Source organism: Klebsiella sp. BIGb0138 (genome assembly GCF_004342285.1).
Taxonomy (GTDB): domain Bacteria; phylum Pseudomonadota; class Gammaproteobacteria; order Enterobacterales; family Enterobacteriaceae; genus Klebsiella.
Genome location: NZ_SMCV01000009.1, coordinates 1 through 23,451, shown reverse-complemented (window position 1 = coordinate 23,451; position 23,451 = coordinate 1). Strand labels below are relative to the sequence as shown.

At 51.7% G+C, this 23,451-nt stretch carries 25 protein-coding genes and 1 other annotated feature; all 25 genes read right to left on the bottom strand.

Translation table 11 applies throughout. From position 1 onward, the window contains the following. Positions 1–140: 140 nt before the first annotated feature. Positions 141–440: an integration host factor subunit alpha gene (gene ihfA / locus EDF73_RS19085; protein ID WP_004102960.1), complete on the bottom strand. Its 300-nt coding sequence runs from the start codon at positions 438–440 to the stop codon at positions 141–143. 4 nt (positions 441–444) lie between these two features. Continuing rightward, the gene (gene pheT / locus EDF73_RS19080) at positions 445–2,832 is read right to left on the bottom strand and encodes a phenylalanine--tRNA ligase subunit beta (protein WP_132730633.1); all 2,388 of its coding nucleotides are present in this window, start codon (positions 2,830–2,832) and stop codon (positions 445–447) included. A 15-nt stretch (positions 2,833–2,847) separates the two neighbouring features. After that, positions 2,848–3,831 (bottom strand): phenylalanine--tRNA ligase subunit alpha, encoded by a 984-nt coding sequence (gene pheS / locus EDF73_RS19075; protein WP_032687130.1) that lies wholly within the window; start codon positions 3,829–3,831, stop codon positions 2,848–2,850. A gap of 174 nt (positions 3,832–4,005) precedes the next feature. Then, positions 4,006–4,131: a sequence feature (Phe leader region), on the bottom strand. Further along, positions 4,082–4,126, bottom strand: coding sequence for a pheST operon leader peptide PheM (pheM, locus tag EDF73_RS27465; protein ID WP_001386830.1), 45 nt, complete (start codon positions 4,124–4,126; stop codon positions 4,082–4,084). It overlaps the preceding feature by 45 nt. A gap of 118 nt (positions 4,132–4,249) precedes the next feature. Continuing rightward, the gene (gene rplT, locus EDF73_RS19060) at positions 4,250–4,606 is read right to left on the bottom strand and encodes a 50S ribosomal protein L20 (protein ID WP_004102963.1); all 357 of its coding nucleotides are present in this window, start codon (positions 4,604–4,606) and stop codon (positions 4,250–4,252) included. A gap of 50 nt (positions 4,607–4,656) precedes the next feature. Further along, positions 4,657–4,854 (bottom strand): 50S ribosomal protein L35, encoded by a 198-nt coding sequence (gene rpmI, locus EDF73_RS19055; RefSeq protein ID WP_001124225.1) that lies wholly within the window; start codon positions 4,852–4,854, stop codon positions 4,657–4,659. Between the two features lie 96 nt (positions 4,855–4,950). Continuing rightward, a complete protein-coding gene (infC, locus tag EDF73_RS19050) occupies positions 4,951–5,493 on the bottom strand; it encodes a translation initiation factor IF-3 (RefSeq protein ID WP_049267827.1) in 543 nt (180 codons plus the stop codon). 3 nt (positions 5,494–5,496) lie between these two features. Next, complete coding sequence (gene thrS / locus EDF73_RS19045) at positions 5,497–7,425, bottom strand: threonine--tRNA ligase (protein ID WP_132730632.1); 1,929 nt, start codon at positions 7,423–7,425, stop codon at positions 5,497–5,499. Between the two features lie 219 nt (positions 7,426–7,644). After that, a complete protein-coding gene (locus tag EDF73_RS19040; protein WP_132730631.1) occupies positions 7,645–7,965 on the bottom strand; it encodes a hypothetical protein in 321 nt (106 codons plus the stop codon). Continuing rightward, positions 7,965–8,201 carry a hypothetical protein gene (locus tag EDF73_RS19035; RefSeq protein WP_132730630.1) on the bottom strand — a complete coding sequence of 79 codons (237 nt, stop codon included), beginning with the start codon at positions 8,199–8,201 and terminating at the stop codon, positions 7,965–7,967. The genes EDF73_RS19040 and EDF73_RS19035 overlap by 1 nt, the downstream gene beginning before the upstream one ends. A 128-nt stretch (positions 8,202–8,329) precedes the next feature. Beyond that, positions 8,330–11,839 carry an SGNH/GDSL hydrolase family protein gene (locus EDF73_RS28010; protein ID WP_132730629.1) on the bottom strand — a complete coding sequence of 1,170 codons (3,510 nt, stop codon included), beginning with the start codon at positions 11,837–11,839 and terminating at the stop codon, positions 8,330–8,332. Positions 11,840–11,874: 35 nt separating this feature from the next. Then, positions 11,875–13,050, bottom strand: coding sequence for a phage tail protein (locus EDF73_RS19025; RefSeq protein WP_132730628.1), 1,176 nt, complete (start codon positions 13,048–13,050; stop codon positions 11,875–11,877). 1 nt (position 13,051) lies between these two features. Then, positions 13,052–13,639, bottom strand: a complete 588-nt coding sequence (locus EDF73_RS19020) for a DUF2612 domain-containing protein (RefSeq protein ID WP_132730627.1) — start codon at positions 13,637–13,639, stop codon at positions 13,052–13,054. Beyond that, positions 13,632–14,864: a baseplate J/gp47 family protein gene (locus EDF73_RS19015; protein WP_132730626.1), complete on the bottom strand. Its 1,233-nt coding sequence runs from the start codon at positions 14,862–14,864 to the stop codon at positions 13,632–13,634. The genes EDF73_RS19020 and EDF73_RS19015 overlap by 8 nt, the downstream gene beginning before the upstream one ends. 7 nt (positions 14,865–14,871) lie before the next feature. Then, the gene (locus tag EDF73_RS19010; protein ID WP_132730625.1) at positions 14,872–15,228 is read right to left on the bottom strand and encodes a hypothetical protein; all 357 of its coding nucleotides are present in this window, start codon (positions 15,226–15,228) and stop codon (positions 14,872–14,874) included. A gap of 66 nt (positions 15,229–15,294) precedes the next feature. Next, the gene (locus EDF73_RS19005; protein WP_132730624.1) at positions 15,295–15,951 is read right to left on the bottom strand and encodes a hypothetical protein; all 657 of its coding nucleotides are present in this window, start codon (positions 15,949–15,951) and stop codon (positions 15,295–15,297) included. A gap of 2 nt (positions 15,952–15,953) precedes the next feature. Further along, positions 15,954–16,541 carry a Gp138 family membrane-puncturing spike protein gene (locus EDF73_RS19000; RefSeq protein WP_132730623.1) on the bottom strand — a complete coding sequence of 196 codons (588 nt, stop codon included), beginning with the start codon at positions 16,539–16,541 and terminating at the stop codon, positions 15,954–15,956. Further along, on the bottom strand, positions 16,531–17,400 hold the full coding sequence (locus EDF73_RS18995; protein ID WP_132730622.1) for a hypothetical protein: 870 nt from the start codon (positions 17,398–17,400) through the stop codon (positions 16,531–16,533). Before EDF73_RS18995 ends, EDF73_RS19000 begins: the two co-directional genes overlap by 11 nt. Then, complete coding sequence (locus tag EDF73_RS18990) at positions 17,397–17,702, bottom strand: hypothetical protein (protein WP_132730621.1); 306 nt, start codon at positions 17,700–17,702, stop codon at positions 17,397–17,399. Before EDF73_RS18990 ends, EDF73_RS18995 begins: the two co-directional genes overlap by 4 nt. 1 nt (position 17,703) lies before the next feature. Beyond that, on the bottom strand, positions 17,704–18,543 hold the full coding sequence (locus EDF73_RS18985; RefSeq protein WP_132730620.1) for a phage baseplate protein: 840 nt from the start codon (positions 18,541–18,543) through the stop codon (positions 17,704–17,706). A 3-nt stretch (positions 18,544–18,546) separates the two neighbouring features. Continuing rightward, entirely contained in the window at positions 18,547–20,445 is a 1,899-nt protein-coding gene (locus EDF73_RS18980) for a lytic transglycosylase domain-containing protein (protein ID WP_132730619.1), read from the bottom strand. A gap of 201 nt (positions 20,446–20,646) precedes the next feature. Next, positions 20,647–21,123: a hypothetical protein gene (locus tag EDF73_RS18970; RefSeq protein WP_132730617.1), complete on the bottom strand. Its 477-nt coding sequence runs from the start codon at positions 21,121–21,123 to the stop codon at positions 20,647–20,649. Positions 21,124–21,201: 78 nt separating this feature from the next. Continuing rightward, positions 21,202–21,759 carry a Rha family transcriptional regulator gene (locus EDF73_RS18965; protein WP_132730616.1) on the bottom strand — a complete coding sequence of 186 codons (558 nt, stop codon included), beginning with the start codon at positions 21,757–21,759 and terminating at the stop codon, positions 21,202–21,204. A gap of 179 nt (positions 21,760–21,938) precedes the next feature. Further along, a complete protein-coding gene (locus EDF73_RS18960; RefSeq protein WP_132730615.1) occupies positions 21,939–22,382 on the bottom strand; it encodes a hypothetical protein in 444 nt (147 codons plus the stop codon). After that, the coding region (locus tag EDF73_RS18955; RefSeq protein ID WP_132730614.1) for a DUF3383 family protein at positions 22,382–23,451 on the bottom strand (1,070 nt) is incomplete at its 5' end. The genes EDF73_RS18960 and EDF73_RS18955, both read right to left, overlap by 1 nt.

The following is a 23,451-nucleotide window of genomic DNA, read 5'->3' as shown; positions in this document are numbered from 1 at the left end:
GGACAGGCTGTCCCCGGATGTCTCTATGAACGAACTGCTGGTGGGTATACGCACTCGCCATCACGTTCTCCGGATTTAAGTCAGCAACGGGTCAACCATAAGAAAAAGGCCGCATCAGCGGCCTTTTTAGTTAGTTCAGATTATTTGTCTCTGGGCGAAGCGTTTTCGACACGACTTTTCAGTTTCTGGCCGGGTCTGAAGGTCACCACGCGCCGGGCTGTAATGGGAATATCTTCCCCCGTTTTCGGGTTACGACCCGGGCGTTGGTTTTTATCACGCAAATCGAAGTTGCCGAACCCGGAGAGTTTTACCTGTTCTCCGTTTTCCAGAGCACGACGCACCTCTTCGAAAAACAACTCTACCAGCTCTTTGGCATCCCGCTTGCTAAGCCCAAGCTTATCAAACAGATATTCTGACATTTCAGCTTTTGTAAGCGCCATAGGTTCAATCCCTCAATGATGCCTGGAATCGCTCTTTTAATGCCTCTACACATTTGGCAACGGTAGCGGCAATCTCCTCTTCTTCGAGTGTACGGCTGGTATCCTGCAGGATAAGGCTGATCGCAAGGCTCTTGCTGCCTTCCGCAACCCCTTTACCACGGTACACGTCAAATAAGTTTACGCCAACTACCTGATTTACGCCAACTTTCTTACACTCGGTCAAAACATCGGCTGCAGGCACGTTTTCCGCGACGACAACGGCAATATCGCGGCGGTTAGCCGGGAAACGAGAAATCTCGCGCGCCTGAGGCACCACGCGGTCTGCCAGCTTGTTCCACTCCAGTTCGAAGGCCAAAGTGCGACCGTTCAGATCCAGTTTACGTTCCAGTTCAGGATGAACAACCCCAATGAAACCAATACGTTCACCTTTCAGATAAATCGCCGCTGACTGGCCCGGATGCAGCGCGCTGTTCGCCTCTGCCCGGAATTCGATGTCAGACAGTTTGCCGGTCAGGTCAAGAACGGACTCCAGATCGCCTTTTAAATCATAGAAATCGACGGTCTCTTTTGCCAGATTCCAGTGCTCTTCGTAGCGGTTGCCGCAAATCACTCCGGCCAGCATCACGTCCTGACGAATACCCAGCGGAGCCTGCGTATCCGGAACAAAGCGTAAACCGCTCTCAAAGATGCGCACGCGACTCTGCTGACGGTTCTGGTTATAGACCACGGTACCCAGCAGACCGGTCAGCAGCGACAGGCGCATCGCCGACATTTCGCTGGAGATTGGGCTGGGCAGAATCAGCGCTTCTTCGCCCGGGTGGATCAGCTGCTGTACTTTCGGGTCAACGAAGCTATAGGTGATCACTTCCTGATAGCCTTTATCGTTAAGCAGCGTTTTCACACGCTTCAGCGACAGGTTGGCTTCGCGATGGGTACCCATGATCAGCCCAGCCTGAACCGGACGATCGGGAATGTTGTTATAGCCATACACGCGGGCCACTTCTTCGACCAGATCTTCTTCGATCGCTATATCAAAACGCCAGCTCGGGGCAACCGCCTGCCACTCATCGTTGCCCGCGGTCACTTCGCAGCCCAGGCGCGTCAGAATATCGCTGACCTGAGCATCATCAATATGATGGCCAATCAGGCGATCCAGTTTGCTGCGGCGCAGAGTAATGGTCGCCGCCTTCGGCAGAGTCGCTTCGTTGGTCACATCGATAACCGGGCCAGCTTCGCCGCCGCAGATATCAATCAGCAGGCGGGTGGCACGTTCCAGCGCTTTATACTGCAGCGCTGAATCCACGCCGCGCTCATAGCGATGAGAGGCATCGGTGTGCAGGCCATGACGACGGGCGCGGCCGGTGATGGACAGCGGGCTGAAGAACGCACATTCCAGCAGCACGTTCCGGGTGTCATCATTCACACCGGAGTGCTCGCCGCCGAAGATGCCGCCCATCGCCAGCGCTTTGTGATGGTCGGCAATAACCAGGGTATCGGTGTCCAGTTTGGCTTCGGTGCCATCCAGCAGCACCAGCGTCTCGCCCTCTTGCGCCATCCGCACCACGATCCCGCCTTCAATGCGGTCGCGGTCGAAAGCGTGCATCGGCTGGCCGAGCTCAAGCAGAACGTAGTTGGTGACATCAACCACCGCATCAATGGAGCGGATACCGCAGCGACGCAGCTTCTCTTTCATCCACAGCGGGGTTGGCGCTTTAACATTGATACCTTTGACCACGCGGCCAAGATAGCGGGGACAGGCGTCCGGCGCTTCAACGGCAATCGGCAGCGTATCGGTAATCGTTGCCGCAACGGGCGCGATATCCGGCGCGTTCAGCGGTTCTTTATTCAGCACGGCGACGTCACGGGCCACTCCGATGATGCCTAAACAGTCAGCACGGTTCGGCGTGACGCTGATTTCGATGGTGTTATCGTCCAGCTGCAGATATTGACGAATATCGGTGCCAATCGGCGCATCCGCCGGCAGCTCGATAATACCGCTATGATCGTCGGAAACCCCCAGCTCGGAGAACGAGCACAGCATCCCTTCGGAAGGCTCACCGCGCAGTTTCGCCGCTTTAATTTTGAAATCGCCCGGCAGAACGGCGCCGATGGTCGCGACGGCGACTTTCAGGCCCTGACGGCAGTTCGGCGCGCCGCAGACGATGTCCAGCAGACGTTCGCCGCCGACGTTCACTTTCGTGACGCGCAGCTTGTCGGCATTCGGGTGCTGGCCGCACTCAACCACTTCACCCACAACCACGCCGTTGAAGCTACCGGCAACCGGCTCAACGCCGTCCACTTCGAGGCCCGCCATCGTGATCTGGTTAGCCAGCGCTTCGCTGTCGATCGCCGGGTTAACCCACTCGCGTAACCACAGTTCACTGAATTTCATTATTCTGTCCTGCCCTTATTTAAACTGTTTGAGGAAACGCAGATCGTTTTCGAAGAACGCGCGTAAATCGGTCACGCCGTAGCGCAGCATGGTCAGACGTTCCATCCCCATCCCGAAGGCAAAACCGGAGTAGACTTCCGGATCGATGCCGACATTACGCAGCACGTTCGGATGCACCATCCCGCAGCCCAGCACTTCCAGCCACTTGCCGTTTTTACCCATCACGTCGACTTCCGCAGACGGTTCGGTAAACGGGAAATAGGACGGGCGGAAACGAATCTGCAGATCTTCTTCAAAGAAGTTATTCAGGAAGTCGTGCAGCGTCCCTTTCAGGTTGGTGAAGTTGATATTGGTATCAACAATCAGGCCTTCCATCTGATGGAACATCGGGGTGTGGGTCTGGTCGTAGTCGTTACGGTAAACGCGGCCCGGCGCAATAATGCGAATCGGCGGCTGCTGGTTTTCCATAGTCCGGATCTGCACGCCCGAAGTCTGGGTACGCAGCAAACGCGTCGCATCGAACCAGAAGGTATCGTGGTCAGCGCGCGCCGGATGGTGCCCAGGAATATTCAGCGCATCGAAGTTGTGGTAATCATCTTCGATTTCCGGGCCGGTCGCGACGGTGAAGCCGAGCTCGCCGAAGAAGTTTTCGATGCGATCGATAGTCCGGGTCACCGGATGCAAACCGCCGTTTTCAATACGGCGACCCGGCAGAGAGACGTCGATGGTCTCCGCGGCCAGACGCGCATTTAGCGCGGCGCCTTCGAGGTCAGCTTTACGCGCGTTAAGCGCCTGCTGGACCTGCTCTTTCGCTTCGTTGATGACCGCACCGGCAGCCGGACGCTCTTCTGGCGGCAGCTCACGCAGGGTTGTCATCTGAAGGGTCAGATGCCCTTTCTTACCTAGATATTCCACGCGGACGTTGTCCAGCGCGGCAACATCTGATGCCTCATTAATGGCTGCCTTCGCACTGGCAACCAGCTCTGCGAGATGTGACATGGTTTTCCTCATTATGTCGGTGCAGACACCGGTTATGGTCATTATTTTGTTCTGACTATTTCGAGTTACAGGCGGCGACCGTCGACGTATTACCCACCACAGAGTACGCGCCGTCGCCGATGTACGCCTCAGCCGACGCGCCTGCAGCTTGAAATAGAATGAACACGTTCATATACGAAAAAAGCCTCCACAGTGGGAGGCTTTCTGGCGCTGTTTTCCGTTTCTTCTTTCACGCGCTAGCCTCCTGAGTTCAGGTGCTAAAGTAAAAAAAGAAGCGGAAAATAGCAGCATTCATGCTTGCATTACCTTGTCTGGTACGAAACGTAAGACCTGTATTGAAAAGCTTACGGCAATAAAAGTCAATGTATTGATGGTGTTGAAACGAAAAGAGGGAGACAAGCTCCCTCTTTCAACTGGCTTATGCCAGAGCTGCTTTCGCTTTTTCGACCAGCGCGGTGAACGCTAATTTGTCGAATACGGCGATGTCAGCCAGGATCTTACGGTCGATTTCAACAGAGGCTTTTTTCAGGCCGTTGATGAATTTGCTGTAAGAAATACCGTTCTGACGTGCTGCTGCGTTGATACGCGCAATCCACAGTTGACGGAACTGACGCTTTTTCTGACGACGGTCACGATAAGCGTACTGACCAGCTTTGATAACAGCCTGGAAGGCAACGCGGTATACGCGAGAACGCGCACCGTAGTAGCCTTTAGCTTGTTTCAAAATTTTCTTGTGACGTGCACGGGCAACTACACCACGTTTTACGCGAGCCATATGTGCTCTCCTGTATCTATTCTAATTAAAAAGTTTAAAGGGTTAACGACTTATGCGTACGGCAGGCACGCGATTACCAGGCCCAGATCGCCTTTGGAAACCATGGCTTTCGGACGCAGGTGACGTTTACGCTTGGTAGCTTTTTTAGTCAGAATGTGACGCAGGTTAGCGTGCTTGTGCTTAAAACCACCTTTACCGGTTTTTTTGAAGCGCTTAGCAGCACCGCGTACGGTCTTAATTTTTGGCATTTTAATAACTTCCACTTCGCATTGTTAATAAACGAAACATAGGCGAACAACGCCTGCGAAGCCCAAAGGCTCCACAGGAGTTGCTACTTGAAGGCCTTACTGTTTCTTCTTAGGAGCGAGCACCATGATCATCTGGCGGCCTTCGATCTTCGATGGGAAGGATTCGACCACTGCCAGTTCACTCAGATCGTCACGGACGCGGTTAAGCACTTCCATACCGATCTGCTGGTGAGCCATCTCACGACCGCGGAAACGCAGCGTGATCTTAGCTTTATCACCCTCTTCCAGAAAGCGAACCAGGCTGCGGAGTTTTACCTGGTAGTCGCCATCATCGGTGCCAGGTCGGAATTTGATTTCCTTAACCTGGATAACTTTTTGCTTTTTCTTCTGTTCCTTAGAAGACTTGCTCTTTTCATAGAGGAATTTGCCGTAATCCATGATACGACAAACCGGCGGCTCGGCGTTAGGGCTGATTTCGACTAAGTCTACTCCGGCTTCTTCAGCTTTTTCCAGAGCTTCTCTCAGACTCACAATACCAAGCTGCTCGCCTTCCAGACCTGTTAAGCGAACTTCTTGCGCGCGAATTTCGCCATTAATACGATTCGGACGCGCCGTTTGAACTCGTTTTCCGCCTTTAATACCTTATTCCTCCAGTTGTTGAAGACTGCGGCTGCGAATCTCTTGTTGCAGCTTTTCGATCACTTCATTTACGTCCATGCTGCCAAGGTCTTTACCACGACGGGTACGCACGGCCACTTTGCCGGCTTCGACTTCTTTGTCGCCACAGACCAACATATACGGGACACGACGTAAAGTGTGCTCGCGGATTTTAAAGCCAATCTTCTCATTTCTCAAGTCCGCTTTTACACGAATGCCCGCATTTTGTAGTTTACGAGTCAATTCGTTAACGTATTCAGACTGAGAATCGGTAATATTCATCACCACGACCTGCACCGGCGCAAGCCAGGTTGGGAAGAAGCCAGCAAACTCTTCGGTCAGGATGCCGATAAAGCGCTCCAGTGACCCCAGAATGGCACGGTGAATCATTACCGGCACCTGACGCTCGTTACTTTCGCCAACATAAGAGGCGCTTAAACGCTGCGGCAGGGAGAAGTCCAGCTGTACAGTACCGCACTGCCATGCACGATCGAGGCAGTCATACAATGTAAATTCAATTTTCGGACCGTAGAACGCGCCTTCACCCAGTTGATATTCAAACGGGATATTGTTTTCTTCCAGCGCGACTGCCAGATCCGCCTCAGCACGATCCCAGGTCTCGTCACTACCAATACGTTTTTCCGGACGAGTTGAGAGCTTGACCACGATTTTTTCGAAGCCAAAGGTGCTGTACATATCGTAGACCATACGAATACAGGCGTTTACTTCATCACGCACCTGATCTTCAGTACAGAAGATGTGGGCATCATCCTGAGTGAAGCCACGTACGCGCATCAGACCATGCAGCGCGCCTGATGGCTCATTACGATGGCAGCTACCGAACTCCGCCATACGCAGCGGCAGATCGCGGTACGATTTCAGACCCTGGTTAAAGATCTGCACGTGGCCCGGGCAGTTCATCGGCTTGATGCAGTATTCACGGTTCTCGGAAGAGGTGGTGAACATCGCATCTTTGTAGTTGTCCCAGTGCCCGGTTTTTTCCCACAGCACGCGGTCCATCATGAACGGACCTTTTACTTCCTGATACTGGTACTCTTTCAGCTTAGAACGCACGAAAGTTTCCAGTTCGCGGAAGATAGTCCAGCCGTCGTTGTGCCAGAACACCATACCCGGCGCTTCTTCCTGCATATGGTACAGGTCAAGCTGCTTACCGATCTTACGATGGTCGCGCCTGGAGGCTTCTTCCAGACGCACCAGGTACGCGTTCAGCGCTTTTTTATCGGCCCACGCGGTACCGTAAATACGCTGCAACATCTTATTGTTGCTATCGCCACGCCAGTAGGCGCCTGCGGTCTTCATCAGTTTAAAGTGATGACAGAAACGCATGTTCGGCACGTGCGGCCCGCGGCACATATCGACATATTCTTCGTGATGATACAAGCCTGGCTTGTCATCATGGGCGATGTTTTCATCAAGAATCGAAACTTTGTAGGTTTCACCGCGCTTGACGAAGGTTTCACGCGCTTCGTGCCAGCTGACTTTTTTCTTGATGACGTCATAATTCTTTTCGGCGAGCTCGTGCATACGTTTTTCGAGCGCGTCGATATCTTCCTGGGTCAGCGTATGATCGAGATCGACATCATAATAGAAGCCGTTATCGATAACCGGGCCGATAGCCATCTTAGTATTTGGCCACAGTTGCTTAATCGCGTGACCTAACAGGTGCGCGCAGGAGTGACGAATAATCTCCAGACCGTCTTCATCTTTAGCGGTGATGATAGAGAGCGTAGCATCGTTTTCGATGGGATCGCAGGCATCAACCAGCTCACCATTCACACGTCCGGCGATAGTGGCTTTCGCCAGGCCAGGACCGATATCCAGAGCGACATCCAGCGGGCTAACTGCGTGGTCGAAATGGCGTTGGCTGCCATCAGGAAGCGTAATTACAGGCATTTTATGTCCTTATTTGCAGTGGTGCCCCACACGAAAGAGCACATACAAAATTGATTAGTTTATTAATATTAGTAGCTTACGATCGTTTCTTTGCTTCACTCTGCAAAGTGTGTACATCGGGATGTACCAAATCCAAAATGTACCCGCCATAAACACCTAATACCGAGAGGCTATGATACACGCCAACAACTTATCTTGAAAGCTACAACAAAATTATGGTCATAGTACCGGGCACTCATCTTCCAGCACGCTGATGATATTATGCGTCAGTACCCCGCACACCTCGACATCATCCAGCGCCTCATCTTCTATCGCCTCACCATCTGCCGTTATCAGTGCCTCGCCGAGAAGTTTTGCAAATTCCATCCGTCCATCGTATCGAATCAGCACAGTGTCGCCCTGCTGTGTCCGTCGCGACACATCGATGACTGCATAGCCCCCTGACGTTTCGACGATGAGTTTGTTTGCGTCTATGTCGCAGATAGTGTTCATTGAGACTCGTGACTCTGCAAAATCGTTCGCCGGAGACGGAAATCCCATCAGAGAACCCTCCCCATATTGCGTAACATCCACAACCTGTTTTCGCTTTCATCTGTCGTTTTGTCGACAAAATACGTCTGGTTGCGCTCTATCCACGCGTTTGCCTCACGGCCCGAGAAATGTATCCCTCGGCTTTGCAGTTCACAGACAAAATCCCTGGTGCGTAAATAACGATACCCTTTGGGATTGATAGCGATTGAGGCGGCAAAAGCCTCTCTGATTTTGTGCTGGAGCATGGTAGCCTCCTGATCAATACTGGTTGTGCATACAGTAGTTTTATCGAGGAGGCAGATCAAGAGAGGTTGCGCCTATCAATTTTTTCCACCGATGTAAGGCAATGATATTGCACATCCCTGTGCATTTCTCACTGAGCGCAGGCCCAGATATAGAACGGGTAGAGGCAGTTGTATGCCATGTACTGGCGGCCCCAGGTATCCCAGTGAATTCCATCGTTGTGAGTATCAACATAACTACCCGTCATCGCATCACGTGTGATACTCGAACCGTCGCTGCTCCATGCGGTGTCGGCAGGCATGATGCCCCACGACGGGATGATGTGGAGTTTCTCAGCCTGCCGACCTTTGAATGCTCCGATAACGTTACGCACGTACTGCGATACTGTCGCATTCCATACAGCGCGACTCTGAGTCGTCACGCAATACGGGGCAATCGCAATTCTGGCATTCGGGCAGGCGACTTTAATCTGCGAGACCATATAGTTGATTTGCGCAATATACGCGTCAGGAGTCTGACCAATTGCCTGGTCGTTCCACGCCAGCGCAATAGAGACAATATCAGGGTCAGCAAACCCCTGTGCATCCAGATACCGGCGATAGTCAAACGTGTAGAACGTGCCTGTTTGAGTATCCGCGTATGACAGTTCACTCACCGCACCGGTGTTCAGGAAACACATTGCCGGGTTTGCCGTTTTTTGCGCTTCGGTAGCCTCGAACAGGAACGGGTTTTTCTCCGTACTGGACGGGTTATCGGAGCTAATATTTATCCGCGTGCTGCCCAGTAACGTCCGTTTACCGACGAAATGAGCGGCCGCCCAGCTCTCGCGCCCCTCCCCATTTCCGCCCTCTGCCTGTGACATCGTACCAATCTGACTGACCGTCACTCCTGCCGCAGTGAGCAGCGTAGACAAGCGTGCTACCTGCCCGCGGTTCGTCAGTGAGTCACCGATGAGCGCAATACGTTTAGATGCCGATACTGATGCCGGGCCACGGAGAATTGACATATCACGGCTGGACCACTGCGCGGGTTTCTGCCGGTTGTGGAAACTGATGCGCACGGAAGTCCCCGTTTTTGCAGGGTCAATCTCCAGCGTGCGGCTGGTTTCGTAGCTATACGGCTGACCACTGACTGCAGTTCCCCGTATCGACCAGTCCAGGAATTTACCCGTATCCGCTGTCCAGTTCATCAGCAATTGATTGCACTGCAAAATCAATGGTGCGGTAGGGTGCGCAAATACCTGGTCAGGCAGCAGGATTAAATCCTCGGCTCCCGTTATTGGGGTATTCACTGCCAGCAGCGGCGGGTACGGGTTCACGATTAACCCGTTAACCCAAGACGCCAGTTGCGGGTCACGCACCAGGCCCTTTGTTATGTTCAGTATCGGCGTGGCTGATGATGCCGCGAAAAAGTTGAACACGTACAAATCGGCATTCTGGAACGTGTTACGCGCACCTAAATACACTCGTGTGGCGTTCTGCGTGTACTGGTAAGACGCCTGCATCACATAGACGTTCGCACTCACCTTTGACTTTATCGTTGCAACGACCTGAGTGAATCCACCAGACTCAAGCCAGAAGAACGCGCGGCATGCTCCCAGTACAGAGGCTGGATCCACTCCGCTGTCAGCATTAACGTAAACGCTGAATTCGACCGCGACATACTCACCCGCCTTTACACCATCCAGATTAACGTTAACCAGCGCGTCGGTATAACCGGATTCCACTCGCATGGCTGGCAGCGCGGCTTTTGCCCCCAACTGAGAAATCATCTGCACAGCAGTCGGCAAATTAGCAACAGGCGTCCAGGCGCTGTCTGTACCAAACAGCGGCAATAGTTGCTGCGTGGTGTCACCGTACGGGTTAAACGCAATATTGCGGGCGTTCCCGTCCACGCGCTCGTTAAACCCGGTATCACGTGACGGGGATTCGAGAATGTCCCGGATCGGCTGCCCTGAGCAGGCAAGGAAAAATCCGAACACGTAGAAGGTGCTGACTGCACTGGTCTGACGAACGCCCATCGACACCCGGCGAGGACGCTGGGCGGTGAAACGGTAGGTAGCTCTGACTTTAAATAGATTTGCGGAAACCGCGCTAATTATGTCCGGCGTGATTTGCGCTGTAGCACCATCCTGATCTGCGAAAAAAACAGCAGTTTTGCTGATTTCATCTCGTGCATTGAGTCCGGAACCGGGCGCCACGTAAACGTAAAACTGAGCGGCAGCATACTGCCCGATAGCGATAGTGTCGTAAACAAACGGCTCGACCAGCGCGTCGGTATAACCGGATGCCACCGGCGGAGCCACCAGGCAGGACACAGCCCCCGCATTCGTTAACGCTGTCGCAATCGTAGCGTCCGTAATCGCACTAACCTGCGTCCAGCCGATCGAGCCTACACGCAAACGCGGCATCTGATATTGCGGGTCAGCATAGCTGTTTGGGACCAGATTGGGTGCAATAACGCCGGAGATATTCAGCCTGTCGGCTAAAGACATATCTCCGCCAACACCGAAAATCGGACGATCGGATACTGCCATTTGCGGATATGCGATTTCGCACGCAGTAGTGCTCGCCCCCCGCTGCTGACATCCGAAATAAATATACTGAGCAACACCAGGCCCCACGCCAGTTAAACGGTAAACAGCGGTTGCCGAATATGTACCGTCACCCAAATCATCAGCGCGTGAGGAAATCAGGGTGCCAGAAGATGCGGGTTGCAAATTACGGAAAATTAATTCGGTAGTCCCGCGGAACAGATACGAAACGGCAAGATACTGGCCGCCAGATGCAAAACTAATATCCTGCTGAAATACATAGTTAACCGTAGGGTCAGAGGTGGACGAACGGGCCGGACACGGTACAGACTGAACCGCACCATGCACCGCCATTTCTGCGCTGGCGGGAGACCACGTGCCGCCTGATTGAGCGCCGGTAAACAGCAGCGGTAATTTTTCTGAATCCGATGCACGGGAGTTGGTAATGGTATTTGGGGCGTACATCGCGTATTGCGAAGGCATGCTCCGCCCGGTAGCATCCAGCGTACCGCCGTTGTTGATGTACTCGTCTGCCAAATTTCCATCAGCGGTATTCGTTACCCAGCATTTAGCCCCATCAAGGATATTTCCTGCCGCAGCGTCGTCCTGAGCTGCGCTGAGAGTAGGGAACTGGCGAACAGTTTCTGTAATGGCGGCAGTGCCTGGCTGTTTTGCCTGCAGTACGGCTACACCATCCTGATTTTCATAGATATTATATGCAGATATTGAGCCAGGCCCCTGAGCCACCCAAAATGATTGTCCGTTGTTAGTCGCAGCAAGACCAGCAATTGTGCCATCTGGATCGCTTGCAGTTTTGTAGAAAGTAAATTTATTCTTTGCGTACTCAGTTGCATCACTGGATGCCATTTCCGCATCATTCTTTGCTGATAATGCATCTTCGGCGGACTGAGCGGCGGAAATCTCAGACACAGAGGAATTCTGTTCTGAAGTTGCAGCAGCTGCGGCTGCATCTAAAGCCTCCTGAGCTGCTTTACTTGTATCCTGGTACCCCTGCTGCGCTTCAAGAAGATATTGTTTTGCCTCTGCAGCACTGACTGCGGCATCCGCAGAAAACTGCGCTGCCTGCTGTGTGTCTGTAACAGCCATAGCGGATCCTGTAATTATTAATTAAGGTTGGGGGATTAATATTTAATGCAGTACAGCAATGCGATGTTTCGCGGACGAGTGACGCTAAAGAATGCATTTTGTGCAGATGAAGGAATGGCAGTTTTTTCTTCTGCATTCAGGTAATAAGGTTTGATTCCTGAATAATTGGAAAACAGCACTGCGTCACTTCCATAATCGACAGCGTTCCCGTTAGCGAGAAATGAAATATTCGCCCCATCGTCATTATCATCCTTGCCGCCGACGATTGTCCCTTTTTGCGTACTACCGAATGTCCGGCCAGAGTCAGCGCCGCGACCATTGTCCCATCCTCGAATAAACTCCCCCCGGGCATCAGGAAGATTGAATGTGGTGCTGCCATCTCCGGCCCCCCAGGTAGTACCGATTCGGGAGAATAGGCGCGCATAAACGTTCCTACTGACGGCCTGTCCATTAGCTGCCAACCATCCATCCGGGGCGGAGTTTACGGCGAACGCCGCCACACTACCCACCAAATCGGTTTGAGTGGACATGGTTTCATCTGTGATATTTGTCCCATCACAGAAAATACGCGACACGAGACCAGGAATGACCACAACCCCGCTTCCTGACGCCGTCTTGCAGGTAACAGAATATGGTCCTGTGCAGTTATTGTGTACAACCCATCCTTTAATCCACGCCGGGAATACCAGGTTGATATTTGCTGTCAGTGTGCCAGTGAGGATGATCCTTTCCTTTGCGGCCTGGAGGGAAGATAACACTACACTCGAAGCGGCAAGTCCGGTGATCGACGTTATGCCATAGCTATCCTGAGGTACCCACCCTGTCATTGCACCAGATGCAGATTCTGGGTTATTAGAATTACCATTGCTCAGGTTTAGCCATTGTCCCGAGTAATCGGAGGCGGGAACAATAGCCCCCTTGGGATATCCGGAAATTGCAGTGCTGAACGCGGCGTTAAATGGATAACCCATCCCCGCATCACTCCACTGCAGGCGCGTATAGACATCGTTAAATATACCGTTGAAATCCTGCCCCTGCGGCGGCTTACCTCCCGCCGACAATGCTGTCCTTGTCAGTGGTGGGAACCCAGAATCCATAGCAGCTAATCCATCAGCAAGGGTTTCTGAAGTTGAATTTACTGGAATGTCGTTTTTGTCGCCGCTGACAGAAAACACCACCGTCAGGCGCGATGGTATGGCTGAATTATTCAATTCAGATCTCCTGAACAATATTAACTTTTACCCCGGGAGGGGAAGGTAAGGCGCCGGAGCTCTGCACGATCGCCAACTCAGATTCCGAAAGTTGAAACTCGAATACATAGCTCATGACATGATTGCCATCGTCACGGACATAAGCCCGCCCGCTGTCGCCGAACATGTACATAAGCATTCGATTCATCACAGGCACGGTGCAGTCGCTGATGTTAGCCATCGCTTTGCACATGATCAGCTTGCGGTATGCGTCATTGGTCAGGACGACAGTGTTTGTGTCCTGTACGCCGGTATAGAAAGGTGCCTGGTTAAAGGGTTGCGGATCGGTGAGTTCTGCCGGGGTGCTTGTAGCCTCACCAAAGCCGAAAAACTGCTGTGACGGAGTGACCGTCAGGAGCCGGCCAACATCCACTATCTTCCCCCAGCACATCAGACCGTAGTCTTCGCACGTCTCAATGTTAAAAACGACATCATAGAACGTGTCTATCCAGTCCTCAGGAGCCACGGCGGCATTAAAGGTATCTATCAGCGATCTGAGGCGCGTTGAATTGACGTACTGCGCATAGATGGTCCAGTCGACATTATTCACTTACCGCCTCCGTGATAATGTTTGTGTCATCAAGCGTCGGTTCCTGATCAATGCCGATAGTCAGCGCGCTGGCCCATGTTGTGCCGTCGAGGGAAATTTGCACCGAAAGGACGTTCATATTCTGGGTATCGAGCGCCTGAATTGGCCCAATGTACCGGCTTCCGTAAATCCTTGCTCCGCACCGCGCTCTCGTTCCGCCATCCGATCCCGAGAAGGCATTCAGAACGGCAGTTTTAATCTGTGAGTTAATATCTGAAGGAAGGCTGTCATTCTCTTCATATTCAACTTTGATATGCACGCTAACCGCGTCTAACGTCTTCCACTTATAGGTGTACTCCGGATAAGGAGAATCGTAGTTTTCGGTGTCGTAAACGGTGCCAGTGGTATCACCATTCATTACCGTTCCGGGAGGGAGCTTTTTGTTGATGGCATCGGCAATATCTGTTGCCGCCCCACCATAAACCCCGATGTAAATGGAGCTTGCCAGCAAGGTGTAATTCGTTGATCCCTTATCGACCGGAGTGGGCTCTTTGTTGTCAATAACATAAGCATCAAGCACGCCGTCAACTTCAAGGATCGCCGCCCTTACCGCCGCAGTAGTGTTAAACGCATTCCGCGCTACCGACTGCCGGCGCCGGTATTCGAAAGCAGACCGCCCCTCAACGTCGGAACCAGGCACGCCGGCCGTTTCGTTGGTGATGCTCGACCATCCGCTTACCGCGACGTAGATATTCGTCAGGGACCCAATAGGGCATGCTATCGCGCCAGTGGTCAGGTTCTGAAACTCAATCTTCACCGTGCCATCTGAGCCGATAGCGCCAGCCGCCAGAGACACATACATGTAGCCGTTATCGTCCGTTGCATAGGATTGCGCAGGTATAACCGTCCCCACCGCACCAGAGCATGTTGCCGTGACCACTGTCCCTACCGCGGCTATGCGGTCAATGAAGTAAATGCGCCCGAAACCGTCCTGAAAGCGACCGGAGGAAAAATCCGGGTTCATATTGTTCACGATGGCCAGCAACTGATCGTTTTTGTCGGCAATAATGGCCGTGTCAGTTACGGCAAGCTGGCCTTGTGGGGTTTTGAGGTTAGCGCTCAGGGCTGTGCCGAATGCGGACCCAAGGTCAGCCTGACGGCCTGCCAGGATATCGGCCTCATCAGGTACATCCAGCCCGGAAACCGAGAATGTGACAGCGGGAACCGCCGTTGAAACTGTCGTCATTTTTCCCTCACAGGGCGATATTTGAAGTTAATCCGTTGGTGTCAACGATGGCTATTACCCCTGATGCACGCCGCGTATCCCTGTCATTAACCAGCGTTGCCTCCGCGCGGGCGATATAGTTCATCCGTAACGCCTCAATCTGAAGAGCTGCTGCCATCGCTCCGGTACTGGCCTTAACGTTCAGCAACTCCTTGTAATTAACGCCCGAGTCTTTCTCGTAAATGCACTCGCCGCGTATAGCCAGACATGCCGTAGCAACGTCCTGGGCGCAAGCGTATGGGTTATCTACCGTGGCTATATTCCCGAGATCGTCAACGACCAGGTCCCAGGTATCCGTATCAAGCAGTAATGACGTGGTTTTCATGAATTGTGCCCATAAAAAAACCCCGCCGAAGCGAGGTTTGTTATTTGGTGATCAGCTTTTCCTTTCTCAATACATCGACCGGATTTGCGTTGTGCCGTCAGGAACGCCGTACTTGCTCAGCTTCCAGCATGCTTCAGCCACCTTGATCATCTGATATCTCATCTCCGGGCCAATGCCTTCTGCCAGATTGATGTTCTCTTTCATTCGCTCAAGAGAAACGCCATTCCTTTGGGTCTTACCAGCGCTACGGCACATAATCCGAACGCCAGCATCATAATCAGCCTGTTGGTATGGGTATTGCGCCATCAGAGAATAATAGATGCTGTTTAGCGAGTAAGAGGCAGCTTCAATTTCTCGTTTTCCCATGCATTCCTTGCTTGCCTGGCATTCATCTTCTTTTTGCTTGGCAAATTCTTCATTCTCTTTTTTCTGTTGCTCTATCTGCCGCTGATACATCAAGTCGTGAAGTAGGTCATTGTACCTGTTGAAATAGCATTTATTATCTTTCCTACAATCGCTTGTATCTTGATCTGGAAGATTTTTACCAGTCACGTTTCTATAAATTTCTCGCAAATCATCAACGGACTGCAGGCCGCCAGAACTTGTGGGAAATTTTGCCTTATCGAAGTTATTTGATTTTTGATAGTCAATATATTCCGCAGGCGACATTGCACATCCTGCTAAAGAAATCGAAAGCACGAGAAGAAACGTTTTTTTTATCATTGTTACGGCTCCAGAGGATTTGTGCGGCTTCCCCCCGATTCTACCCCGCCATGGTCATGTCCATCAACGATTGAGCCATCCACCAACTGAAGCTTGCCGTTCGCAAGGATTTTCACGCCGTTTAAGTTTATCACCCCGGGACTCTTGATATTTATTCCACTGCCGGTGAACTCCACGAACTCTGTCGGGCCATCATTCAGGCTTGCGATAGCAGTGATGTAAATGGCGTCTGAGTAAGAGTGTCGTCGCTGCGTTGGTGGCGGACCACTTTGTCGAGTCGCTCTGACATTTGTTGTGTCTTTGTCACAGGCTATCACCAGGCCAATATCCCCAGCCCTTGGCGTCATTTTTACTGAACTATTCCCTGCCTGATACTGAATAAATGGGATGTCATATACTTCCTGGCTCTTAATTTCACCGCCTGATGCGTTAGCCCCACTCACCAAAGGAATCACCGTCATAACACCATTACCGACATCCTTAACGAGAACTATGTCAGCAAAGACATTCCCCTTGGATGCCGAGGCCACAAGGGACAATATCGCGTTCCCCTGACATGAAATATCACTAGGTTTTTGGTTAGTTGCCATTACTTGATCCACTAATAACGGAAGCCGGAGAAGCCACAACAAACGTTTCCCATAGGCCGCCAGGAACTTTACAAGAAAGATAATGAGTTGTACCTGCTTGAATGATCCACTCTCCACTTGCATGTGGTAAACCAGTTTCAAGAATGACCTTAGTGTTCAGTTTTATCGACGGAGAATAGATACATCTGAAGTTAATACCCAACTCATAAAAAATAGGGTACCCAATTAGTCCTGTGGCAGGTGAAATATACGGGACAACAGAATCTGACGGCGTCTTACCGGTGTAAATTGTGACGGTTCCAAAATCGATATCTACCGATATGTTGTGCGCCGCCGCAATTTTTAATATTTGCGCTATCGCGTTATCTTCAAAATATGGGTTGCGATGAGTAGCTTTAACATCAACATTGACGAATTTAAGCCCAACTTTGAAGGCAAGCGCGCGAATCATATCGGCAACATCAACATCTCCACGAATCGATGTAGGACCGCAGGGGATCAGGCGCTCCCTTCCGGCAGCCGCCGCAGTTATCTCAATCGGTGCGTCCGGCATCTGGTTCAGGTTTATCCTTGCAGATGTTATTGACCCGGAAAACACTCGCGTGTCGCCAGCATAGACAATGATTGCGTTCTGCTCATAAGCAATAATCTTTTGTGCATTGGTGGTCAGTTTGGCCATGTTTTCAAGGGATAACCCCCACAGACTCAGCTCAAGCATCGTTCCGGTAGCACCACCAAATGCTGATATTGCTGCCTCGCACTTAAATCCCTTTACCGTCAGTGTATCACCGACGTCACCGTCAAATGTCCCGTTAGCCAGGGTGAACGATACGGTAAGCTCTCTCTCCTTGTAACTCATCGCCCCACCTCGTCACTGGTTGCGTAGTAAAGCTTAAAGCGAGTACCAATTTCGTCATAAGCAGGATCGGCGTCACCTTTCGTATCGACGAAAATCAGGTCTCCACTAAACCCAAGGTACAAATAACGCACAAGGTATGTGCAGTTAAGACACAAGACGCCCTGTATTACCGGGCTTTCATTAACATACAAATCAACGTAAAAACCCGTTGAACGCTGGTGAAGCTTAATAGCGCAGTTCTGTCCACCGAGAGTGACATAAACCTTCTGAGACAAAGATGGTGATAGGCTGATCTCCTGCATTTCACATCACCTTTTCCAGAAAGTCAGACACGGTGCTTTTTATTTGCTTCGCCACCGCAGTTGATGAGCTGTCCCAAACCTGGGAAACAGATTCGGCTGCCGAATTCACCCCGGATACGATCGCCCCGCCTGTCGACTGTAAGGCGCTAGACAGCGACGTTTCCGCGCTTGACCAGGCGGTTTTAACATCACTCAGCGACACATCTTTAGTGGATCCGGTAATTATCTGGGTCGTAGCTGCAGAACCATTATTGGTTTTGGCATTGCTGGTTGGTGGGCCTTCGATTACAGCGTTCGATAACATCACCTCACCGGTATTCATGATCTCTTCGAAAGTGCAGTTCGCCATGAGCAGTGTTTGACCACGATAGGACCCGACAAAGTAATCAAAATGTGTCAGGTCATAGCCGTAATAAACGGTATCTGGCGTCTCGATATCATAGGTGCTGGCAGTGTTTTTCATTTCATCCAGTTTCTGAATGAAGTTGTTACGACTCAGCAATGAAAAATTAGTCAGGTTAGGCAGCGATCCGGAGTACGCCGTCCAACCCTCGAGGGCAAAAATAACCCTTAGCTCAGATGGCTGGCGAACTTTGTTGTAGGAGGAATACTGCCCCTTCTCTACCGGGCCTTTTGTCACCACAGCGTCGCCGTACCGATCAACGCTAACCCAGCCGGAAGGAGAGAAAACCTCCTGCCCGGCCGCAGCGGTTAGCAGAGACTCATCAACCGTGTTGTAGGTGATTTTGTACGTGGGTGATATTGCGCTGTTTAGCACAGATAACAGGCTTCCTCCCTGAATGGCGGAAAGCACTGTCGAGACATTCAGAGAAAACGACATGGGTTATTGTCCTGAGTAGCCAGCCAAAAGCATGACACGGTTCTCGCCGTGCTTTTTGATGTCGCTGGTAAGCTGTTCCACATTCTGGGCCTGAGTCGTGATTTTGGTGCCGTAGAATTGATAAGTTGCACCTGACTGCCCAGGCATTGCCCTGTCAACGGCCATTCCTGCACCTGGCCGCATGCCAGCCATCACTTTAGGAACATAATTTCGAGTCTCTTCCGGCATGTTGCCCATCCCTTTTTTCTGAACGTTACCGAGCCCCCAGTTGTAGGAAGCAAGGGTTTTCTCCAGATCCCCACCGGTAGCATCCATTAACCAACTGAGGTATCTCGCCGCCGCCTCTGAGGACTTGTGCGGATCGTAAACATCACGTCCTTTTAGCCCCATGTCCCTTGCCGTTCCAGGCATGAACTGGAAAAGACCTTTTGCGCCAGCTTTGGACTCAGCGAAAGGATCGCCGCCCGATTCTGTAGCAGCCACTGAATAAAGCAATCCTTCGGGAAGTCCGTACTTACCCTCCAGCGCGCCGAAATCGCCGGCCATAGCCTGGAGAAATGACTTCCCTTTCACTCCTAGCCTTGCAGCTTTTGCATTCAACGGAATATTTGACTGGTATTGTCCTACATCCAGTCTCATTGCCGTCGACAAGTCCATCTGCGTATTCATCATTCCCTGCTGATAAGCGTTAGGAACAGCCCTTTGCGACCCGCTGGGAACGGCGCCAGAATCTATTTGGCGCTGCCTTTCCTCTGCGTCTTTTTTGTTAAGGAAAAACTCCCCGTTAGAGGTCCAAAAGATGCCGTGATTTTGCATCCACTCTTTATTTTCTTTGCTCACAATCTTGGACAGCAGACCGTCGATTACCGGGTATAGAGCTGCAAGAGCAAAAACAAGGCCACCAGGCCCAGCAAGAGCGCTGGTAATCCCAAGAACCCATGAAGCGACTTTCAGCCCAATAAGGGCAACAATGACGGTCTTCCACCCCCCCATAGCTTCGGCCGCATCATCGGCCGCCGTCGCGATATCTTTAATTGTCCCAAAGAAGCTATTAATTGCTTCCTTTAGCTCTTCTGGGTGAGACCTCATCCAATTGGATAATTCAATGAGTTGAGAATTAAAAATACGGATGTAAGGTATGAGGAATGTAAAAAGTTGGTTCTTTGTGGCTTCAAGATTTTGGTTTAAGTCTGTCCAGACAGCATTAAATTCCTTGGCCCCATTGATGGATGCATCAGAAATGCCTGATGCCTTAGTCAAGCGATCCACATCCGGAAGGAATTTACCTTCCTGATTACGCTGCAGGGTGGCGTCATCAAACCCGAGGCTAAACCCGATCTGCCTACGAATGTTGGGATCGCTTATCTTGCGCAATGCTTCCAGAGAAGTACGGGCAAGAGAATCCGCGTCTTGACCCCAAACGTCAAAGTTCTGTCCGGTGAGGGAATTTAACTGTTTAAATGCATTGAAAATTGGGCTGCTGTAATCACCAACTCTCGCACCCTGAATCGCGCCCTGAAATCCCTGCAGCGATGCACTTATCTTCTCCGCGGAGCTACCAGCAGCCTCTGCTGATTTTGACCACCCATCAAGTTCCCGAGCAGACAACCCCAGCGCCTTAGACTGGATCGATAAATCCATCAGGCCGGTCGTAGTGTTTTTGACAAAGCTAACCAACCCGCCGGCGGTAACGGTGACCCCTGCCAGCGCTAGCAACTCAGTTTTGATGCTACTGAAAAAAGAGGCGGCACGCTTGCCCTGCTCTTCCATGTACTTTGCCGTTTTACCGGCATCGTCACGTTGCTTTTTCAGGTCGTCACTGACTTCTTTCTGTCCCTTGCGGAAATTAGAAGCATCAAGCCCCAGCGTAACCAGGAGGGCGTCAATTACCGTTGCTGCCATGGTCACTCTCCGCTATGGCTCTGTTTGTGTTATCCACGGTCATCACTTCTATAAGCCACCACATATCCTGAACGCCGTATACCGTGTCCAGTTCGTGGAGTGTCGCCATCCTCCCGGAAATAACCGCAGCGATGCTTCGCGGCACGTTCTCGTACTGCAAAAAGCCTCGAGCGGAATCTTCCGGGACCGACAGGGGGAGTTTTAGTTTGCGGTGGCTGCTACAAAAGCGATGTGAAGTTTGAATGCTTCGATTTTAAGGCGCGACCAGGTGCTGATTTCTTCAATCTGGCCTTCGTCGACCAGTGACGTCTCAATACCGTTACCGCCAACGTATTTCACGCAGTCAAGCAGCTCATCCAGCAAGGGCTTGGATTGCGCAAACGGAACCTTGGCCAGCGAGGTAATACCCCACTGAGCGAGACCGGCCATTCCGCTTGCCATCACGCTTTCGTACAACTCGCGGGCTTCTGAATTTTCAGCAGTAGGGGCTGGGGCCACAGCGGCACCGATGGCTGTCATCATGTCTTCCGGAACAGTCACCCCGGCGCCAATCACGGCACATGCGAGGCGAATAGCCCATTCCTCGGCCTTTCGCGCCGGCATTTCAGTGATTTTAAACTGCTTACCCTTGTCGCGGTTATCTGCCTCGACCGTGAAAACGATACTTTTACGAGCCATTTTTATTTCCTGATTTGATTATCTGGCAGCAAAAAGCCCACCTGAGTGGGCTATTCAAAAACAATGGATTTGTGGTTTTCATGACTCGGTAAGCACGCCAGTAAAACCAGGCAATGCCAACTGACCTTGCTTGTCTAGTTGCTCAATGCGTGAAAGTAACTGCGGCTTCTTCTCTTTTCCCCACCGTCGCAGCAGGCGACCAGACATACTGGCAACATCCTTCTCTTTCATGAATTCAAGCATCACGGCGTTGCGCTCTTCTTCAAACTGCCGACGGCCAACCTGAAGCATCGCGTACATCCAGTTAAAGGCGTTGATGTAGGCGATCTTGATGCGCATCGCTTCTTTTTTGGTGTAGGACATAACCAAAAGCATCAACCCATCTTTGCGAAGTCGATAGAACTTCTGCGGCTTTCCGTTCTGCAACTCATTGTTTTTATAGCAAACCTCAAAGTTGAGTTTTGTATCAAACTCATCAGGACATGCCTTGATGGTCTTTTCGATATCACGAATTACGTTATCAGGGCGCTTGCCAAATGCTTTTGCCACCATAAATGAGTCGGTGACTGGATCGTTATCAGCCACAAAAATCAGGTCTCGAAAATCAAGTCCGTTAATAACTGTTGGGTAAGGCATAGCGGTATTTCCTTTAGAAAGATGAGCCTGTTCGCACAGAAACGCCGCCCCGAGAAGGTCCGCACCTATACGGCGTTCCTCAGGCTCAGCTTTCTGAAAGACTCGGGAGTTAAATGCGCTGCGACGCGCGGAGGTTTATTGCGGGTATAAAAAAGCCCGGGCTTAGCCGGGCTGATTGCTTACGCTGAGTAGTTGGCCGGCGTGACGGTTTCCCACTGGATGAGACCCGTTACCGGCTGAAGCACACGGCCAGCTGATGGCATGCGGCGCGCTCGCTGCAGGATGCCGTTGGTCATGACGTATTTTTTACCCAGTGACGGCAGGATCACCGTTCCATTGACTCGCAGTACAGATTTTGTGGTCATCTGCGTAGTCTGCCAGGTGTCAATGTACTTAATCGATGGAGAGGAGGCTGCGAGGTGGAACGTCCATGGCAGATCGCCATAAATAAACCCTCCCAGTAGCTTACCGTCGGCGGTACGTTGGTACTCCGCCATGTCGGTGTCACCCATTTCGAAGATGTTCTGCGCTTCGAATTGCTCCAGGTTAAATCCTGACGGGTAGAGTTCAGCGATAACTAGCTCAATGATGGCGTCAGCCGCCGTAATATTTTGACCGGCCATTACTGCACCTCCACGCTGTTAACGGTAATGCCCTGGATAATGCCGCCGTCGGTGTACCAGAAGTAAACCGTTGGCTTGGTACGTGCAGATCGCATTGCTGCGGTGAACTGGCCAATGTAGATGTAATATCCGTCGGCCATGAGTGCATCAGAGACATCAACACCGGTGATAGCCTTAATCTGGTCGAGCTGAGACTGATCCAGATCGGTGCCGGCGGTCAAACCACCCCACGTTTTGAACTGCTCGATATACGGCTTCATGCACGACTCAATGCGTGCCTTTCCGGCCGTGGCGTAAGGAAGGTTGGATGCCTGCTGGAACAACGCAACGAGAGCCGCCTGCAACTGCGCGTTAATCCACACCTGACCGGCCCATGCGTCCAACCATGCGAAATCACCGGTAATAGAACCTGGAGTCCATTGGTTGGTTTCCACGGCGTTCGCTGCATACTTGCCGTAGAAGTTATAACCGTTGGATTTCGCTGCTTCATAATCCGTGTCGTTGCTGATCATCGGCAGTAGGCCGGATGCCTGTCGTCCATTCAGGGAGCAGCGACCGTTAGCCTGGGTAAAGTTCAGCGCGGCCACAAAGCCCATCGCGTTAGCCGCATGGTTTGGGTAGCCATACACCGGGCAGGTGTCGTTATAGGCATAGGTGTTGATGATGTCGTAGACCAGAGCGTTAGTGCTGCCGGCCACAATTGCGGTTCCCGCGGCATCCCACGGGATATAGGCGAAGCGGTGGTTCTGGTTGTTAACCCACAGAGCAAACTCGTTGGCCTGGTCTTTGGTGGCTGCAAACGTGGTTGAAAACGTTACCCAGTCCTGCTCAGTAGCAAGAATGGCGGTAAAAATGTCATCAACAACTGCTGGTTCGGCCCCCTGAGAGATTACCGCGCCGGTGGATTCGGTGAGCTTCAGTCCTTCTGCCAGTGTTCCGTCCGTGGCGAAAGTGATTGAGCTTCCATCGCCTGACGTCGCTGACGTGATGATGAATTTTTTCAGCACGCTATCCCATGTCACTTCCACCGAGGCGCCAATGCCGGTTTCGATGAGAGCTGCGGCATTGT

What these genes read in the sequence shown, in the direction of transcription:
- EDF73_RS18980 (WP_132730619.1), bottom strand. Translation starts at nt 20,445, where the DNA reads ATGGCAGCAACGGTAATTGACGCCCTCCTGGTTACGCTGGGGCTTGAT.
- EDF73_RS19000 (WP_132730623.1), bottom strand. Translation starts at nt 16,541, where the DNA reads ATGGCAACTAACCAAAAACCTAGTGATATTTCATGTCAGGGGAACGCG.
- EDF73_RS18985 (WP_132730620.1), bottom strand. Translation starts at nt 18,543, where the DNA reads ATGTCGTTTTCTCTGAATGTCTCGACAGTGCTTTCCGCCATTCAGGGA.
- EDF73_RS19005 (WP_132730624.1), bottom strand. Translation starts at nt 15,951, where the DNA reads ATGATAAAAAAAACGTTTCTTCTCGTGCTTTCGATTTCTTTAGCAGGA.
- thrS (WP_132730632.1), bottom strand. Translation starts at nt 7,425, where the DNA reads ATGCCTGTAATTACGCTTCCTGATGGCAGCCAACGCCATTTCGACCAC.
- pheS (WP_032687130.1), bottom strand. Translation starts at nt 3,831, where the DNA reads ATGTCACATCTCGCAGAGCTGGTTGCCAGTGCGAAGGCAGCCATTAAT.
- EDF73_RS28010 (WP_132730629.1), bottom strand. Translation starts at nt 11,839, where the DNA reads ATGGCTGTTACAGACACACAGCAGGCAGCGCAGTTTTCTGCGGATGCC.
- rplT (WP_004102963.1), bottom strand. Translation starts at nt 4,606, where the DNA reads ATGGCTCGCGTAAAACGTGGTGTAGTTGCCCGTGCACGTCACAAGAAA.
- EDF73_RS18965 (WP_132730616.1), bottom strand. Translation starts at nt 21,759, where the DNA reads ATGCCTTACCCAACAGTTATTAACGGACTTGATTTTCGAGACCTGATT.
- EDF73_RS19035 (WP_132730630.1), bottom strand. Translation starts at nt 8,201, where the DNA reads ATGCTCCAGCACAAAATCAGAGAGGCTTTTGCCGCCTCAATCGCTATC.
- EDF73_RS18970 (WP_132730617.1), bottom strand. Translation starts at nt 21,123, where the DNA reads ATGGCTCGTAAAAGTATCGTTTTCACGGTCGAGGCAGATAACCGCGAC.
- pheT (WP_132730633.1), bottom strand. Translation starts at nt 2,832, where the DNA reads ATGAAATTCAGTGAACTGTGGTTACGCGAGTGGGTTAACCCGGCGATC.
- EDF73_RS19040 (WP_132730631.1), bottom strand. Translation starts at nt 7,965, where the DNA reads ATGGGATTTCCGTCTCCGGCGAACGATTTTGCAGAGTCACGAGTCTCA.
- rpmI (WP_001124225.1), bottom strand. Translation starts at nt 4,854, where the DNA reads ATGCCAAAAATTAAGACCGTACGCGGTGCTGCTAAGCGCTTCAAAAAA.
- ihfA (WP_004102960.1), bottom strand. Translation starts at nt 440, where the DNA reads ATGGCGCTTACAAAAGCTGAAATGTCAGAATATCTGTTTGATAAGCTT.
- EDF73_RS18960 (WP_132730615.1), bottom strand. Translation starts at nt 22,382, where the DNA reads ATGGCCGGTCAAAATATTACGGCGGCTGACGCCATCATTGAGCTAGTT.
- EDF73_RS18995 (WP_132730622.1), bottom strand. Translation starts at nt 17,400, where the DNA reads ATGAGTTACAAGGAGAGAGAGCTTACCGTATCGTTCACCCTGGCTAAC.
- EDF73_RS19015 (WP_132730626.1), bottom strand. Translation starts at nt 14,864, where the DNA reads ATGACGACAGTTTCAACGGCGGTTCCCGCTGTCACATTCTCGGTTTCC.
- EDF73_RS18990 (WP_132730621.1), bottom strand. Translation starts at nt 17,702, where the DNA reads ATGCAGGAGATCAGCCTATCACCATCTTTGTCTCAGAAGGTTTATGTC.
- EDF73_RS19010 (WP_132730625.1), bottom strand. Translation starts at nt 15,228, where the DNA reads ATGAAAACCACGTCATTACTGCTTGATACGGATACCTGGGACCTGGTC.